The sequence below is a fragment of the Pseudomonas sp. VD-NE ins genome (assembly GCF_031882575.1).
In the GTDB taxonomy this organism is placed as follows: domain Bacteria; phylum Pseudomonadota; class Gammaproteobacteria; order Pseudomonadales; family Pseudomonadaceae; genus Aquipseudomonas; species Aquipseudomonas fluorescens_BZ.
Genome location: NZ_CP134772.1, coordinates 4,396,984 through 4,412,299, shown reverse-complemented (window position 1 = coordinate 4,412,299; position 15,316 = coordinate 4,396,984). Strand labels below are relative to the sequence as shown.

At 59.2% G+C, this 15,316-nt stretch carries 12 protein-coding genes; 4 read left to right on the top strand and 8 right to left on the bottom strand.

What is annotated here, in order from left to right; translation table 11 throughout:
* Nucleotides 1-13: 13 nt before the first annotated feature.
* The 8 genes from RMV17_RS19540 to RMV17_RS19505 all read right to left on the bottom strand — a co-directional run bounded on the left by RMV17_RS19540 (nucleotide 14) and on the right by RMV17_RS19505 (nucleotide 12,422).
* The gene (locus tag RMV17_RS19540; protein WP_311881826.1) at nucleotides 14-1,120 is read right to left on the bottom strand and encodes a hypothetical protein; all 1,107 of its coding nucleotides are present in this window, start codon (nucleotides 1,118-1,120) and stop codon (nucleotides 14-16) included.
* Nucleotides 1,117-4,107: a phospholipase D-like domain-containing protein gene (locus tag RMV17_RS19535; RefSeq protein WP_409373093.1), complete on the bottom strand. Its 2,991-nt coding sequence runs from the start codon at nucleotides 4,105-4,107 to the stop codon at nucleotides 1,117-1,119. The genes RMV17_RS19540 and RMV17_RS19535 overlap by 4 nt, the downstream gene beginning before the upstream one ends.
* 260 nt (nucleotides 4,108-4,367) lie before the next feature.
* Entirely contained in the window at nucleotides 4,368-6,785 is a 2,418-nt protein-coding gene (gene tssI, locus RMV17_RS19530; protein ID WP_311881822.1) for a type VI secretion system tip protein TssI/VgrG, read from the bottom strand.
* Between the two features lie 231 nt (nucleotides 6,786-7,016).
* On the bottom strand, nucleotides 7,017-8,264 hold the full coding sequence (codA, locus tag RMV17_RS19525; RefSeq protein WP_311881820.1) for a cytosine deaminase: 1,248 nt from the start codon (nucleotides 8,262-8,264) through the stop codon (nucleotides 7,017-7,019).
* Between the two features lie 15 nt (nucleotides 8,265-8,279).
* On the bottom strand, nucleotides 8,280-9,551 hold the full coding sequence (codB, locus tag RMV17_RS19520) for a cytosine permease (RefSeq protein ID WP_311881818.1): 1,272 nt from the start codon (nucleotides 9,549-9,551) through the stop codon (nucleotides 8,280-8,282).
* 318 nt (nucleotides 9,552-9,869) lie between these two features.
* Nucleotides 9,870-10,682, bottom strand: a complete 813-nt coding sequence (locus tag RMV17_RS19515; RefSeq protein ID WP_311881816.1) for an alpha/beta hydrolase — start codon at nucleotides 10,680-10,682, stop codon at nucleotides 9,870-9,872.
* Between the two features lie 218 nt (nucleotides 10,683-10,900).
* The gene (gene queD, locus RMV17_RS19510; RefSeq protein ID WP_007915588.1) at nucleotides 10,901-11,257 is read right to left on the bottom strand and encodes a 6-carboxytetrahydropterin synthase QueD; all 357 of its coding nucleotides are present in this window, start codon (nucleotides 11,255-11,257) and stop codon (nucleotides 10,901-10,903) included.
* An 85-nt stretch (nucleotides 11,258-11,342) separates the two neighbouring features.
* Nucleotides 11,343-12,422 (bottom strand): patatin-like phospholipase family protein, encoded by a 1,080-nt coding sequence (locus RMV17_RS19505; RefSeq protein ID WP_311881814.1) that lies wholly within the window; start codon nucleotides 12,420-12,422, stop codon nucleotides 11,343-11,345.
* Nucleotides 12,423-12,665: 243 nt separating this feature from the next.
* On the opposite strand from RMV17_RS19505, the gene RMV17_RS19500 reads away from it, so the two are divergent.
* The 4 genes from RMV17_RS19500 to RMV17_RS19485 are packed head-to-tail and all read left to right on the top strand — an operon-like array spanning nucleotide 12,666 to nucleotide 15,267.
* Nucleotides 12,666-12,974: a PepSY domain-containing protein gene (locus tag RMV17_RS19500; RefSeq protein ID WP_137218751.1), complete on the top strand. Its 309-nt coding sequence runs from the start codon at nucleotides 12,666-12,668 to the stop codon at nucleotides 12,972-12,974.
* A complete protein-coding gene (locus RMV17_RS19495; protein ID WP_034156358.1) occupies nucleotides 12,974-13,285 on the top strand; it encodes a PepSY domain-containing protein in 312 nt (103 codons plus the stop codon). Before RMV17_RS19500 ends, RMV17_RS19495 begins: the two co-directional genes overlap by 1 nt.
* 3 nt (nucleotides 13,286-13,288) lie before the next feature.
* Nucleotides 13,289-13,957 (top strand): response regulator transcription factor, encoded by a 669-nt coding sequence (locus RMV17_RS19490; RefSeq protein WP_007915592.1) that lies wholly within the window; start codon nucleotides 13,289-13,291, stop codon nucleotides 13,955-13,957.
* Nucleotides 13,954-15,267, top strand: a complete 1,314-nt coding sequence (locus RMV17_RS19485; RefSeq protein ID WP_311881803.1) for a sensor histidine kinase — start codon at nucleotides 13,954-13,956, stop codon at nucleotides 15,265-15,267. Before RMV17_RS19490 ends, RMV17_RS19485 begins: the two co-directional genes overlap by 4 nt.
* The last annotated feature ends 49 nt before the right edge of the window (nucleotides 15,268-15,316 follow it).

Here is a 15,316-nt window from a genome sequence, read left to right as displayed (position 1 = left end):
CACGACCTGACTCTCACTGTTCGCGGATGCTTTGCGTCAACTTCAAAAAACGCGGTACGACTGCTTCGGGCGGCGGCACCAGATCCTTCAGGCCATCAGTGCCTTGCTGAAAGGTGAACATCTGCGCCGCGATCAGTGGGCTGGCGAGACCGCCGACATGGGCGATGGCGAACCAGGCACGATCTTGCTCTTTGGATTCAGGTCGCGGGTCCAGGCGCCAGCCTTCGAGGGTGGTCATGCGCTCGCCGATGTAAAACTTCTCCATGATTTTCGACTTCTTCCAGATTTCGGCGTCATAGCCGGGGCGGTAGTCGGTGTCGTAGGTTCCACGGGTCGGTTTGGTCGGATCGTTTTGTGAGGCATTGATCAAACTCATGATCACGTTTGGTGTACTGGTAAACCGCAAGCTGTTCTTGACGCTGAAACCGGTTTTGCCATCGTCATGGATAAAGCCGTAAGGCATACAGACCCCGGGTCCTTCGGGTACTTGATAGAGGTCGCGGGCTTCGAAGCGGGCGGCGAGATCCTTGATACGTTGCGCGGAGTTTTCGGCGGGTTTGTTCATGTTGAAGTAGAACACCCGGTTGTTGCGCCAGAGCAGGAATTCGTAGGGCGTTTCTTTACTGCCCAGGACATGGGAGTCGGGGATGCCTAGATCGTGTTCGTATTTTTTTGTTTTTTGAATCCGCTCTTCCAGCTGACTGATTCGGTTCACCTGGGTTTTGACGATGTCGTCGGAGTAGTTCATTTCCTTGATAGATGCCAGCAGGTACTCGTTGGTCTTGAGATCGTCCTGCAGCCTTTTTTTATAAAGCTCGGTTTCGTAAACGATGGCGTTGCGTTCTCTGTCAAAGCTCTCCCTTGTCGTAACGTCACTGACTCTGATGGTCATTTCGTCGTAGTCGTAACTGACATAGTCGCCCACTGCATGAACATTTTTAGAAAATACATGACCTCCTGCTCCTTTCATGTTGCTGCGTTCAATCGCAAATGTTGCCCATTCGAATGCTTCTGGGGATTGGAATCTGGTGCGCCCCAGGCATTCATGCAAGACAGGCTCAGCAAAGACTGATTGAACTCCCAGCAGCAGGCCAGCGAAGGTAATGATAATTCGTGTCATGAACTGTGCTCATTTCTATGTGACGCTTCGCTTAAACTCGCGATGTGTACGTCGTTTTTTTTGTCCTGATTGTGAGCAATGATTGTCAGGTTCAACCCTGATTCATTGTTCTCAGCCTTTGTCCAATAGATGGGTAAAGCGGTAATAAAACCTCTAACCCCAATGGGAGCCGGATACTTTTTCACGCCAGCTAGAGTCTTGCTCTCCCAGAAGCCTTGCTCATGCGGCAATGGTTCCGATATTTGGCCGCCTAGATTCAGATGCAACGTTGAACGATAAGTCCAAGTTGGCCAAATTGGTGATGGAAATCCATCTTGATACTGCTGAGCAGTTGAGGATTCGATTACTTGTGATTCATTGAAGTTTCGCGGAATGAAGTTAAAGGAGTATTCATATGCCTTGGAGTTGCTAGCGGCTTGAGTCTGAATGGCTTTCCAGGTCTTTTCAGCAGCAGGCTGATCAAGAGTTTCATCCGAAACAGTAAAGTGAGCCACAGGGCCATTTTGTTTCGCCTGACTCATCCCGAAATGTTTCTTCCACAAATCCTTGCGCAACTTATTGATCGTCTTCCCTACCTTCTGGTTGTGCTTGCCGTCCAGCTTCGCGTCAGTCGATTCGCTATCGCGCACAATGACAGCCAGCTCTGAGTCACGTGTCCCGCATTGACTGCGGTCGTTGATATTGGCGCTGCCGAGAATCGCCACTCGATCATCCGCGATCAACAATTTGCTATGTACGTAGATCTGTTCAGTGACCACGCGATTGCCAAGCGTATCCCAAGTGCGCAGGTTGAGCAGAGTCAAATATTTTGACCAGTCCTGTTGTGCGTAGACGGGCTTTTTGTTGGTGTCCAACCGCTCAATAATTTTCCCGGCCTCTTCCTTGCTCGCACCCCGATCCATCATGTCCTTCATCGCCATGTGCCGTTGAATGCGTTTGACCAGACTCTGCTCGCCAAACACCAGACTCTGCATGGTCAGGTGAACCTGGTGCATGAGGTTCAGCACATTCAGCGCGCCTTCCGGGTGCACCGGCAAAATCAGGTACACGTGAAACGGACGGTTTTCTGCAATCGCCCGGCCTATGCGGTCGGCCAGCGCCTTGCCGATGCTGTTGGTGAGCTTCTGTTCTTTCCCCAGTTTCTGCGTCAGCCAGCCCTGTGCGTTGGTCTGCCAGATCGTCAGGAAACTTTTGAGAAAGGTGCGGGCCTCTTCGCCGGGCTCCTTGCTAATGGCATTGACTTCTTTCCAGTCGATTTGGGTGAAGTCCTCGTCTTCCAGCGCTTCACGCAATTTGATCCGGGCGACGAAATTCTCGTTCAAAGTGGACGGGTCGCGCAGGCTGGCCATCGGGCCGGACAGTGGCCGGCCTTCCGCCAGTTCGCCCTCATCACCGAAATCGGTCTGGAAGAACTGGTTCTCGATGTAGATGAAGTGCTGGGCGCTGGAAATGGTCTGCAGCATGGCGCGCAGGCAGTTGTCCTGAACGCCGCCAACGTTGAAACCTTCGGGCAGCGGCAGGTTCACCTTGGCCAGGTTTCGACCCTTGGCTTCCTGAGTGGTCATGGTGGCTGAAGCGCTGCGCAACACCTGCACGCTGACCCCGCCTTGCGCAGTTTGTGGTGGTGTCGGCAGGGTCGGAGCCTGATCGATCCAGACCGGTTTGGGCATTGGCAGCCTCAGGTTGATCTGATTGTTGACGTCCAGGTGGTGGGGCAGGCCGGCGTCCCGGACCAGGGTGTTGACCCACTCCATCAGGGCGACGATGACGGTGGTTTTTTCCAGGCTTTTGATTTCGGCTATGTAGGCCTGTTGTCCGTTCCAGCGGTCGATGAAATTGCGCGACAGGTCGTACACCGACGGCCCTTCGATGCGACTGTGAACGTCCTGCCACGGCATGCGCGGCTGATCCTTGTCCAGCCGGCTGTAATCTGCAGACGCCAGCGGTTGCGGTTCGTGTTTGAGATAGACAAAGGGCTCCCGGTGATTTGCCAGACGGTCTTGCAGCAACGCGTAAAAGTGCCCGAGCAACGAAGTGGTCAATTGGCCGATGTTGTTCAGCCAACCCATTTTCTCCGCCGGCATGGCGTCGTAACCCTTGTCGCAGAACATCGCGACAAGGCGGCCGAGATCGGTCGAATTCGTCCAGTTGTTGATCAGCTCGTAACTCTTCAGGCGCAGCGCGGCTTGCAAGTTGCCGGCGCTGGTTTCCACTTCACGAATCCACACTTGAACCCGACCTTTGAGCGGTTCGGCAAGCGGCAGGCGCGTCCAGTTGTGCTTAATCAGCGCGGTGATATTGCGGATGGCCGCGTCGGTCAGATATTCCTTGGGTCTGGCCAAAGGATCGATGGAGGACGCGTACTCCTTCAGGCTGGCGCCAGCCTTCATCATCCGATCCAGAACGGGCAGGGGCGGGCTGGCGAAGAAGTTCTGAATCGCCGCGCCGACGTTGATCAGGGTATCGCGACGCGGCAACGCTAGTGTGACGTGGGTGCTTTCTGTGCCAATGGTCGTTTCGGCCAGCGGCTTGGACAGGTCGAACAGTGTGCCCAACAGCAGGCCGGCTCGACTGACGTGCTTGTTCATGTCCATCCAGCCCAGATGCGGAATCCCCGGGTTGTACGCGTCATTGCCCTGGCGGTCGCTGGCATCCAGGCTGAAGTTGTTGTCGTCGCGACGCCCATACGCCAGGTCGATACCGCCGACATAACCGATCTTGTTGTCGATCACTACGCACTTCTGGTGGTGGGAAAACGTCGAGCCCAGGCCCTTCATGTCGCTTTGCTGGATGGCCGGTGTACAGAAGGCGCGCGGCACCTTCAGCCCGGCGTTGAGCTGGAAAACCGCGAGCATGGTTTCGAAGTCATGGGTGCCGACGCTTGCCGCCGGACTCAGCCATGGCATGACAAACACTTTCAGTGACGAGTGCGCTTTGAGGGCGTTGTACAAGCACTCCCACAAGGTCTGCTTGCCGTCCAGGGTCACGTCATAGTTTACCTGCCAACCGGTAATGAAAATCGAGGTTTCAGCCTTGGCAATTTCCTTGGCCAGATCCTTGTAGTAGTCCTCGCCAGTGGTGAAAAAACGCACCTTGTTGCCACTGCGTTTGGGCGCGAAGGCGGACGTGTCCTGAATGAAAAAGTCTGGCGCATTGACGGCGGGCAGGGCTTTGCCGGCGGCCGTGTTGATCTGGCTGATTTCTTTGTGGCGAATGCCGTTATAAGGCGTTGCGGAGTCCGTCATGCTCATTCGTCCCTGGTTTGCAACTGGCTGTACAGATCGCCGTCGGCGAGCAGATCCTGTTTGCTGCGTTCACTGTTCGCGGTGCTGATCCGGCCTTTTTTGGCGCTGTCGTGGAAGTCGAGGGCGGCGAGGGCAAAGCGTTCCTTGTCGGCATCCGATGGTTCGTCGTGCAGCGCCACCGGCACCCGTTGCCCGGGATAACACAGCCACAAGGCTCCCTTGGTTGCGTAGGCTTTGGACAATTTCAAGCGCTGCGCATCATCGATATTGACCCGTCCGTCATCGTCAGTCCGACCTTCGAGCAGCAGGGCATCTTCGCCGTCCTGCACGATAGACCAGGCTGTGTGCGCCAACGGGAAACCGTCGTCACCCGGAACATCGGTCAACTTGATGTCGAAGAAATACTCCCTGGGTTCCGGCGGGGGGGCGAGCACGCCGGGTTGGGCGCTGCCGAGCAGGTTGCCGGGCTTGGCTGACGGCGGAGGTACCGGCAGTTTTGGCAGCAGTATCGCAATCCCCGAACCACTTCCCGCCGCGCCCCCGGCATTGATTTTCACCACTGGCCCGATCACGGTGATGCCGCCGCCATCGAGTTTGATGAAGCTGCCGCCGGCCTTGATCGTCAGTTCCGTACCGGCCTCGATGACCATTTTTTCGCCGGCCCTGAGGTGTATTTCCTGGCCGGCGCTGGTCAGTTGGGCGGTGCCGAGTTTGACGTGCTGGTTCTGGCCGACGGTCAGGTGATCGTTGGCTTTGACCTCAACCTTGCGATCGGCAATCGTGGTGCGGTGTTCCTCGGCCTTGAGCTCGGTGTAAGTGTTCTTCACCACCGTGTCGTGGCGTTCATTCCCGACCCGAATCTTCTGGTCATGCTCTACGTTTTCATCCCAATCACGCTGGGCATGAATGTAGATCTGCTCCGCACCTTTCTTGTCTTCGATGCGCAGTTCGTTGTACCCACCGCCACCCGGTGAACTGAGCGTTTTGAACACGCTGCGGGTCTTGTTCGCCGGCAGTGCGTACGGCACCGGGTTTTCCTTGTGGTACAGGCAGCCGGTCACCAGCGGTTGGTCGGGGTCGCCTTCGAGGAAGGTGACGAGGACTTCCATGCCGATGCGCGGGATGCTGATCGCGCCGTAGCGGTCGCCGGCCCAGGAGCTGGAGACGCGCAGCCAGCAGCTGGTTTTGTCGTCGGCGAGGCCTTCGCGGTCCCAGTGGAACTGGACTTTGATGCGGCCGTACTGGTCGCAGTGGATTTCTTCGCCTTTGGGGCCGGTGACCATGGCGGTCTGGCTGCCGAGGACGCGCGGTTTCGGGTGTTCGAGGGCCGGGCGGTAGAACACGTCCCACGGGGTGGCGAGGAAGGTGTTGCGGTAGCCTTGGTGGAAGTCGTCTTTGTTGTCGGTGGTGTCGCTGGTCACGCCTTCTTCGAGGACTTGCGGTTGTTTGCCTTCGTGGAAGATTTCGGTGAGCAGCCACAGGTCGTTCCACTCGCTGCGCGGGTGGTCGGACATGGCCATGAAGTGGCCGCTGACCAGTTTGGTCTGGTCGCCGCGACCTTCGGCCTGGCGGTAGTCGGCGCGGTGGCGTTCGAGGGCGCGTTGGCTGAGGAACTTGCCACGGGCGCGGTCGATGAAGCGGCCGGGGTAGTCGTAGTCTTCCAGATCTGGCTCAGTGCTCTCGCCTTCGGGTTTGTAAGCCGCTTCCATTTGCAGGCGCGGCTTTTCGAAGTCGTAGTCGCGGCGTGTGGTGCGGCTGGTGCGGGTTTCCAGGCGCAGTTTGAAGCCTTTGATCACCGGTTCTTCGGCGACCATGCCGCTGCCTTGCACGTACGCGGTTGGCTGGCCGAGGTCGGGGAACACGGTCTGGTCGTCGCCGAACACCAGCAGGTGGCCTTTGTCGCTGTGCTGGAAATGGTAGTGAATGCCTTCCTCTTCGCACAGGCGCTGGACGAAGTGCAGGTCGGTTTCGTCGTATTGCACGCAGTAGTCGCGATCCGGGCATGGCTGACTCAGCTGGAAGCTGTAGGCGTTGCCCTTGATGCCGTGTTCTTCGAGGATCAGCGCGATGATTTTTGGCGCCGACATCTGCTGGTAGATGCGTTGATTGGTGCGGTGATGCAGGTATTGCAGTTGCGGCACCATCGACACTTTGTAGCGGGTCAGGCGCTTGCCGGCATCGCCTTGGGCGACGCGGTAGATCTGCCCGTGGATGCCGGAGCCTTGCGGATCGAACGCCAGAAACGCCTGCTTGTGCAGCAGTTGTTCGAGGTCCAGATCAGGGTTTTCGCTGACCAGTTCGAGGTCGAAACGAAACGGCTGGCTGATGCCTTCGGTGCCGGTGAACGACAGCACTTGCAGGTCGCCGACGTAGTCTTCCACTTTGAGGCTGAAGTGGGTTTCGTTTGCGGGGTTGAACATCTCAGGCTCCTTGAGATTTACGCCGGTCATCCACGGGCGTTTTGCATCGGTCTGGAGAACGCAGACAGGAGCTGGATGTTAAAGGGAAAAAGTTGCGCAAAAAGTTGCGCACATGGGAGGAGGCCCCCGGTCTATAAGGGTAAAAAGGAAGTGATTCAGAATGTTTCTTGGCGATGTGCCATCAGTCAAGCCCGAAAAGAGGTGGTTTTCGGGCTTATTTTGTAGGTTCGTTCAGATCAGTTGCGGGGCAAATTCCACCACCGGCATTTGCCGTTTCATCAACACCTTGCCGCTGCGAATCGAATACAACGGCAAGCCTTGGCTGCGAATGACCTCGTAATCACTGTCCGCCGACAGAATCAGCAGATTCGCCGGACGCCCCTGTTCCAGGCCATAGCGCTCACCCAGATGCATGGCTTTGGCGCTGTTGTCGGTGACCAGGTCCAGCGCACTTTGCAGGTTGCGATAACCGAGCATGTGGCAGATGTGCAGCCCCGCTTCGAGCACCCGCAGGATATTGCCGTTGCCCAGCGGATACCACGGATCGACGATCGAGTCCTGACCGAAACACACGTTCATCCCAGCTTCTAGCAGTTCATTGACGCGAGTGACGCCCCGGCGTTTGGGGAAGTTGTCGAAGCGTCCTTGCAGGTGAATGCTCTCGGTCGGGCAGGAGACAAAACTGATCCCGGAATGGCCCAGCAAACGGAACAGTTTCGCGCAGTAGGCATTGTCGTAAGAACCCATCGCCGTGGTGTGGCTGGCGGTGACGAGGGCGCCCATGTCGCGACTGCGCGCTTCTTCGGCGAGCACTTCGAGGAAGCGTGAATGCGGGTCGTCGGTTTCGTCACAATGCACGTCGACCAGGCAACCGGTGCGCTCGGCCAGGTCCATCAGGAACTTCACTGAGCTGACGCCCTGATCGCGGGTGTACTCGAAATGCGGAATGCCGCCAACCACGTCCGCGCCCATGCGGATCGCTTCTTCCATCAATTCGCGACCGTTGCGGAACGACTCGATGCCTTCCTGCGGAAACGCGACGATTTGCAGATCGATGAGGTGGCGGCTTTCTTCGCGCACTTCGAGCATGGCTTTGAGCGCGGTGAGTTGCGGGTCGGTAACGTCGACGTGGGTGCGCACATGCTGAATGCCGTGAGCGGCCAGCGCTTGAATGGTTTTTTTGGCGCGGGTCTTGGTGTCTTCTTCGGTGATGGTGACCTTGCGCTCGCCCCAGCATTCGATGCCTTCGAACAGCGTGCCGCTCATGTTCCAGCGCGGCTCGCCAGCGGTCAGCGTGGCGTCGAGGTGAATGTGCGGCTCGACGAAGGGCGGCACCACCAGATTGCCGCCGGCGTCAAGGTCATCCGGGCCTAGGGTCGGCGCTTCGGTCTGCCGGGCAATGCTGCGGATCAGACCGTCTTCAAGGTGCAATTCGTGCAAACCTTCCTGGTTGCGCAAACGGGCGTTGATGATGTGCATCAGGCGAATCCTTTTTTATAGGTCTTGTAGTGGCGCGGTCGCGCTGCGAGCGCCGAGCACGCCGGTGACGATGACATACGTTAGCGCGGCAGCAGCGATGCCTACCAGCGGCGCGACCCACGGCGAGCTGAACGCGGCGACGGTGCCGACTGCGTAAGCCCCGAGGCCCGGCCAGTTGAACGCCGGCAACCGCGCGTCGGCCAGGCGCGGATAGCGCCCGCGCCAACGGAAGAAGAAGTCCGCCATGATCACCCCGCCAATCGGCGGAATCACCGTGCCAAGCAGGATCAGATAAGGCACCAGCATGTCGTACATGCCCAGCAGGGCGAGGAGGGTACCGATCACCGCACCGGCCAGCGTCACGGTTTTGCGCCGGCCGGTGCGCAGCAGGTTGCAACCGGCGACGGCGAAGTTGTAGATGGTGTTGTCCTGGGTGCTCCAGATATTCAGCAACAGCATGGCCATTGCGGCCATGGCGAAACCTTGCAACAGCAGCACTTCCACCACATCCGGTTGTTGATAGACGATGGCGCCGTACGCGCCGATCAATACCATCAGGCCGTTGCCGATGAAGAAGCCGATCAGGCTGGCCAACACGGCAACACGCGCCGAGCGCGAGAAGCGCGTCCAGTTGGTCGCCTGCGTCGCGCCGCTGACGAAGGTGCCGAATACCAAAGTGATCGCCGTCGACCAGTCCAGCGAACCCGTCGGCACCACGCTGAGCAAGCCTTCGAAACCGCCGACTTTCACCGTCGCCACCCACATCGACAGCATCAGCAACAACATCATTGCTGGCACGGCGATGTACGAGAGAATCTCCAGTCCGCGATAACCGACATACGCGGTGGCGCAGAACACCAGGCCGAACAGCACCATCAGGCCGAGCACCGTGCCTTCAGCGAGATCGAAATATTTGCCGAGCACCACTGCGGCGGTCGCGGTGCCCCAGGCGTACCAGCCGATCTGGGTGAAACCGAGGATCAGGTCGCTGAGCTTGCTGCCGACTTCACCGAAGCAGAAACGCCCCATCAGTACTGAGTTGAGGCCGCTTTTGAAGGCGATATAACCCAGACCCGCCGCATACAGGCCGAGCAGCAGATTGCCGACGATGATCACCGCCATCATCTCGCCGAAACTGAACGCCACGCCGAGCTTGCCGCCGGCAAACATGGTCGCGGTGAAAAACGTGAAGCCCAGTAACACCATCGCCGTCGAGGCCAGGCCTTTGCGCGCGTGCATGGGGACTTCGCTGAGGGGGTAATCGTTGCCGGGAGCGTTCTGCGTCATGGGGCGGTCCTTGCTGGAGGAGAGGAGACGCGGGGGAGGGTTGCAGTGGTCGTGCCAAATGCCGGATGGCGCGGGTTATGTATAGACGAGTCGCGCGGATTGGCGCGAAAGCGGTGCACCTGAATACACCGGAGCCCCAATGTAGGAGCTGCCGAAGGCTGCGATCTTTTGATCTTGTTTTTGATCGTTCCCACGCGCAGCAAAGGAATGCAGCCCGGGACGCTCCGCGTCCCACTCCAAAGCCGAACGCGGAGCGTCCGTTGAGGCATTCCCACGCAGAGCGTGGGAACGATCGGTGTCAGGGGCATTTGGGGCCTGTCAGAGAAAGCGCAGCAGGGCGGCGGCGATGGCTTCGGGGGCGTCTTCCTGGACGAGGTGGCCGGCGTTGGCAATCGGCTGGAATTGTGATCCCGGGATCATCTGATGTAACGCCCGGCCACGCTCGATGGGAATCCACTGATCGTCTTCACCCCAAAGAATCTGTACCGGACAGCGGATCGTCGGGTACAGCGGTTGCGCTTCCAGCGTGTAGCGCTCATCCATTTGCGCAATCTGTCGGTAGAACGCCGCTTGCCCCGGATCGCCCAACCATGGCTGCACATAGGGAGCGAGTTCGTCGTCAGGAATATCGCGGTGAATCGCCCCGCGAATGTAGGTCGGCACGATGGCGCGCTGGATGTAATCGGGCAGTCCGCTGAAGGCTGCTTCATGCTGACGCACATGCTGCACGAACGGCGAACCCCAAGGCGTCAGTGCGACCGGATCAATCAGGGTCAGGCTGCGGTAATCCTTGGCGTTGAGCAGATGTGCGCGCAGCACCGTGGCGCCGCCGAAGTCGTGAGCCACGACATCCGGGCGTTGCAGATTCCAGTGGTCGAGCAGTTGCGCCAGCAGGTGGTTTTGCACACCGAGGGAGACATCGGCGTCGGGTTGTTCGGAGCGCCCGTAGCCGAGCAGGTCGAAGTAATGCACGCGATGCGTGGCGAAAAAGTGCGGTGCAATCCGGTGCCACACGTACGACGAAAACGGCGTGCCATGCACGAACACCAGCGGCGGGCCCTCGCCGTGTACGGCGTAACGTATTTGTCGGCCGTTGAAGTCAAAGACCTGATCCAGCAGCCAGTCTGTCATGGGCCTGTCCTCTTGGCGGGTGGGAGCCAAAAAGCATAGGCGTAAAAAAACAGCCGTGAAGGCTGTTTATTCATTCACTGACACGCCGCTTATCCCTGTGGGAGCGAGCTTGCTCGCGAAGAGGGCGTATCAGTCGATATCAATGTCAGCTGACACACCGCTTTCGTCGGAACGTCGCCCGGAGCAGGCTCGCACAGGGATAGTTGGGGTGTCAGAGGTTATTCACCGCGATAGATACAACCGCTGGTGCAGGTCTCGTGAATACGGATCGCGCTCAATTCCGGCAGCAATGGCTTCATTTCATTCCAGATGAATTTGGCCAGCACTTCGCTGGTCGGGTTTTCCAGACCGGGAATGTCGTTCAGGTAGTTGTGATCGAGGCGCTCGTACAGCGGCTTGAAGATCGCTTTGATCTCGGAGAAATCGCGGATCCAGCCGGTGTGCGGATCGAGGTCGCCGCTGAGGTGAAGCGCCACTTTGAACGAGTGACCGTGCAGACGCCCGCACTTGTGGCCGTCCGGGACGTGCGGCAGGCGGTGGGCGGATTCGAAGGTAAATTCTTTGAAGATTTCCACGGTATTTTCAGCTCTGTTCAGATGGCGTTCGCCGCAGCGATTCGGGCAGGCGGCGAGTTTACCAGCTTGTCTTTGGCCGTGCTGACTAAAGGGTCAGCAAGCGCTCGGCGAGGCGACCATTGGCAGTCAGTTCAAGGAACTCATCGCCGAGACGGCGGCTCTCGTCCATCGCCGCGTGCCAGTATTTCTGCCGGCTGGGTGCATCACCCATGAAGCGTTTGAAGTCGTTGCGGTCGGGCAGTTTGCCGTAGGGCAGGCGCGCCAGATATTCCTTCGACGGCGCGAGCAGCAGCACGTCCTGCAAGCGCTCCACCGAGGCCTTGCGCCACGGCAGGGTCTTGTCGAACCAGCCGGGAATCACCCGGTCGGTGAAGTGCGGATAGAGCACGATGCCGTCGCCGCTGTAGGGCAGATCGAGGTGATAGTCGAGCAGGCCGCCATCGCGGAACGTGCCGACGCCGGCACCCGGCAGATCGCGCACGCCTTCCATGACCATCGGGATCGAACCCGAAGCCAGCAGCGCTTGGCGCAGATTACCGGCATTCAGCGCGACGAATCGCGACGGGAAGTCGTTCAGCGCATTCACCGGTGGGGCGAGGCGCGGGTCGTGGATGATCAGCCGTTCGAAGTGCCGCGACAGCCGCGCGCGGCCGCGCAAGTTGTCGGCGATCACCGAGCCCAGCGCCAGACCGAGGCGCCCGCGATGGTCATCAGCCAGACGCCCCTGACTTTTCACCACCATGATGTTCAAGCGGTAATGGGCGTTGTCGAGGATGCTCGCGTCGCGGCCGTCGAGCAGGTCGTTGAGCATGCGCTGCGAGCTCTGACTGATCTCGGCCATGGTCACGCCTTTGTTGAAGTTCTGCTCGGCGTACAGATGGCCGAGGCGGCGAATGCCTTCGGCGGCGTCCGGCAGGCAGGCACTGGCGAAGCGCCAGGAACCGACCGAGGCGCCGATCAGCGAACGCTCACGTGGTGCGCTCGGCAGCCATTCGCCGAACAACGCCAGATCCAGCCCCTGAATCCCCAACGCCTTCGGCCCACCGGCGGCACCGGGCAGGGTGCCGATATCGGCGGCGCTCAGGCCTTGCGCACGAATCCGCGCCATGGCGCGCGGGCCGGCCTTGAGGGTGAGGGCGGGGAATTTGATGTGGATGGCGGTCATACCGGTCTCGATCGTTAGCAAGCGAACAATTATAAGCACATGTTGCAAAATCCTGTAGGAGCTGCCGCAGGCTGCGATCTTTTGATTTTGTTTTTAAAAGACAAGATCAAAAGATCGCAGCCTGCGGCAGCTCCTACACGGGGGCATGTGTTGAGCTGGAGCAATGATGGCAATTCAGTTTCAGTTAAGTTCATCCCGCTAAGGTGCCCACCGTTAAGCAACACATAAAAATACGGAGACACCATGAAAACCCTGACTGCCCTGTCCATTGCCTCGATCATCGGTCTCACTGCCAGCACTGTTCACGCCCGCGATCTCGGCCCTGACGAAGCCCTGCGCCTGCGCGACGCTGGTACTATCGTCTCCTTCGAGAAGCTCAACGCCACCGCGTTGGCCAAACATCCGGGTTCGACGATCACCGACACCGAGCTGGAAGAGCAGTACGGCAAGTACATCTACCAGATCGAAATGCGTGATCCGCAGGGGCTGGAGTGGGATCTGGAATTAGACGCGGTGACTGGGCAGGTTCTCAAGGATCATCAGGATACGTAATGAAGGTTAATGTTCGCACCACCCGCCGTACGGCGTTGGTGCTGGTGATGTGTTGCTCGACGGCGATGGCTCGCGACCTCGGCCCGGACGAAGCGCTCAATTTGCGCAAGCAGGGCGTGATCCTGCCGCTGGAGCAAGTACTGCAGCAGGCGATGGACCGCTATCCCGGCGCAAAACTGCTGGAAGTCGAGCTGGAAGAAAAACACGACGTCTACATTTATGAAGTCGAGTTGCTCACCATCGAAGGCGTCGCCCGTGAGCTGCACCTGAAGGCCGATACCGGCGAACTTGTGAAAGACAAGGAAGATTGATCGATGCGTTTGCTATTGGTGGAAGACCACGTACCGCTGGCCGACGAATTGCTCGCCGGCCTGCAACGCCAAGGCTACGCGGTGGATTGGCTGGCGGACGGTCGTGATGCGCTGTATCAGGGCAGCAGCGAGCCGTATGACCTGATCATTCTCGACCTCGGCCTGCCCGGCGTGCCGGGGCTGGAGGTGCTGGCGCAATGGCGCGCCGGTGGTCTGGCAATTCCGGTGTTGATCCTCACCGCGCGCGATTCCTGGGCTGAACGCATCGAGGGCTTGAAGGCTGGCGCCGACGATTACCTGACCAAGCCGTTCCACCCCGAAGAGCTGCAACTGCGCATTCAGTCGTTGTTGCGCCGCTCCAAAGGCCAGGCCAATCAGCCGACCTTGCAGGCGGCCGGTCTGCATCTGGACGAGGGCCGCCAGTGCGTGGTGCGCGACGGTGCCGACATTCAACTGACCGCCGCCGAATTCCGCCTGTTGCGCTATTTCATGTTGCACCCGGAACAGATCCTCTCCAAAAGCCACCTCGCCGAACACCTCTACGACGGTGAAACCGAGCGTGACTCCAACGTCCTCGAAGTGCACGTCAATCACCTGCGGCGCAAACTCGGCAAAAGCGTGATCGAAACCCGTCGCGGCCAGGGTTACCTGTTCGGCGGACAAGCTTCGTGAGGTCGATCCAGCGCCGCTTGAGCCTGGGTTTGATCAGTGTGATGGTGATCGTTGGCGTGGTGGTGGCGCAAACCAGTCTGTGGTTGTTCGAAGTGGGTTTGCAGCGCTACCTCGAAGCCGGTCTGCGCAATGACAGCGAAAGTTTGCTGGTGGCATTGGTGCGCGGGCCGCAGGGGCTGCAGCTGGATGAGCGGCATTTGTCGCCGGCCTATCAGCGACCGTTCTCCGGGCATTACTTCCGAATCGACTTTGCCGACAGCCATTGGCGCTCGCGTTCGTTGTGGGATCAGGATCTGCCGCTGCTCGACCATCCCGGGCTGCACAGCAATCTGCAACTAGGCCCGGACGGTCAGCAACTGCTGGTGCTGCGTTCGGACTATCGACGCCTGGGCCAGTCGATCTCGATCAGCGTCGCGCAGGACTACACGCCGGTGCGTGAGAGCTTTCAGCGCATGCGTCAGATCGGCCTCGGCCTCGGTCTGGCGGCGTTGCTTTTGATTTTGTTCTTGCAGCGCTTGACCGTACGCCGCGCGTTGAAACCGCTGGAAAAAGCCCGCGAGCAGATTGCGCAATTGCAGCAGGGCCAGCGTTCGCAACTCGATGATCAGGTGCCGGTGGAGCTGGAGCCGCTGGTGGCGCAGATCAACCATTTGCTTGCGCACACCGAAGACAGCCTCAAGCGTTCGCGAAATGCCTTGGGCAATCTTGGGCACGCGTTGAAAACGCCATTGGCGGTGCTGTTGAGCCTGGCTTCCAGCGAAAAACTCGATGCGCATCCCGAGTTGCGCAAGGTGCTCAAGGAACAGTTGGAGCAGGTGCAGCAGCGGCTCAATCGCGAGCTCAATCGGGCACGATTGTCTGGTGATGCGCTGCCCGGTGCGTTGTTCGATTGTGATGCAGAACTGCCAGGGTTGCTGGCGACGTTGAACATGATTCATGGCGAGCATTTGGCGTTGAGTTATGTTGCGCCGGCGGGGTTGCAACTGCCGTGGGATCGGGAGGATTTGCTCGAGTTGCTCGGTAACCTGCTGGACAACGCCTGCAAGTGGGCGGATGCCGAGGTGCGCCTCAGCGTGATCGAGCGCGCGGATGGCTTTGCCCTGAGCGTGGAAGATGACGGCCCGGGGATTCCCGAAGAACAGCGCACCGAGGTGTTCAGCCGGGGCACGCGGCTGGATGAGCAGACCCATGGGCATGGCTTGGGGCTGGGAATTGTCCGCGATATTGTCGAGACCTGGGGCGGGTTGCTGGTGTTGGGCGAGAGTGAGTGGGGCGGGTTGAGGGTGGTGATTGAGTTGCCTCGGCGGTGAGCCTCTAAAAGCCCCTCACCCTAGCCCTCTCCCGGAGGGAGAGGGGACT

Coding starts and splice junctions, on each gene's coding strand:
- codA (WP_311881820.1), bottom strand. CDS start 8,264: ATGCACATCATCAACGCCCGTTTGCGCAACCAGGAAGGTTTGCACGAA.
- RMV17_RS19490 (WP_007915592.1), top strand. CDS start 13,289: ATGCGTTTGCTATTGGTGGAAGACCACGTACCGCTGGCCGACGAATTG.
- RMV17_RS19505 (WP_311881814.1), bottom strand. CDS start 12,422: ATGACCGCCATCCACATCAAATTCCCCGCCCTCACCCTCAAGGCCGGC.
- RMV17_RS19500 (WP_137218751.1), top strand. CDS start 12,666: ATGAAAACCCTGACTGCCCTGTCCATTGCCTCGATCATCGGTCTCACT.
- RMV17_RS19515 (WP_311881816.1), bottom strand. CDS start 10,682: ATGACAGACTGGCTGCTGGATCAGGTCTTTGACTTCAACGGCCGACAA.
- RMV17_RS19540 (WP_311881826.1), bottom strand. CDS start 1,120: ATGACACGAATTATCATTACCTTCGCTGGCCTGCTGCTGGGAGTTCAA.
- RMV17_RS19495 (WP_034156358.1), top strand. CDS start 12,974: ATGAAGGTTAATGTTCGCACCACCCGCCGTACGGCGTTGGTGCTGGTG.
- codB (WP_311881818.1), bottom strand. CDS start 9,551: ATGACGCAGAACGCTCCCGGCAACGATTACCCCCTCAGCGAAGTCCCC.
- tssI (WP_311881822.1), bottom strand. CDS start 6,785: ATGTTCAACCCCGCAAACGAAACCCACTTCAGCCTCAAAGTGGAAGAC.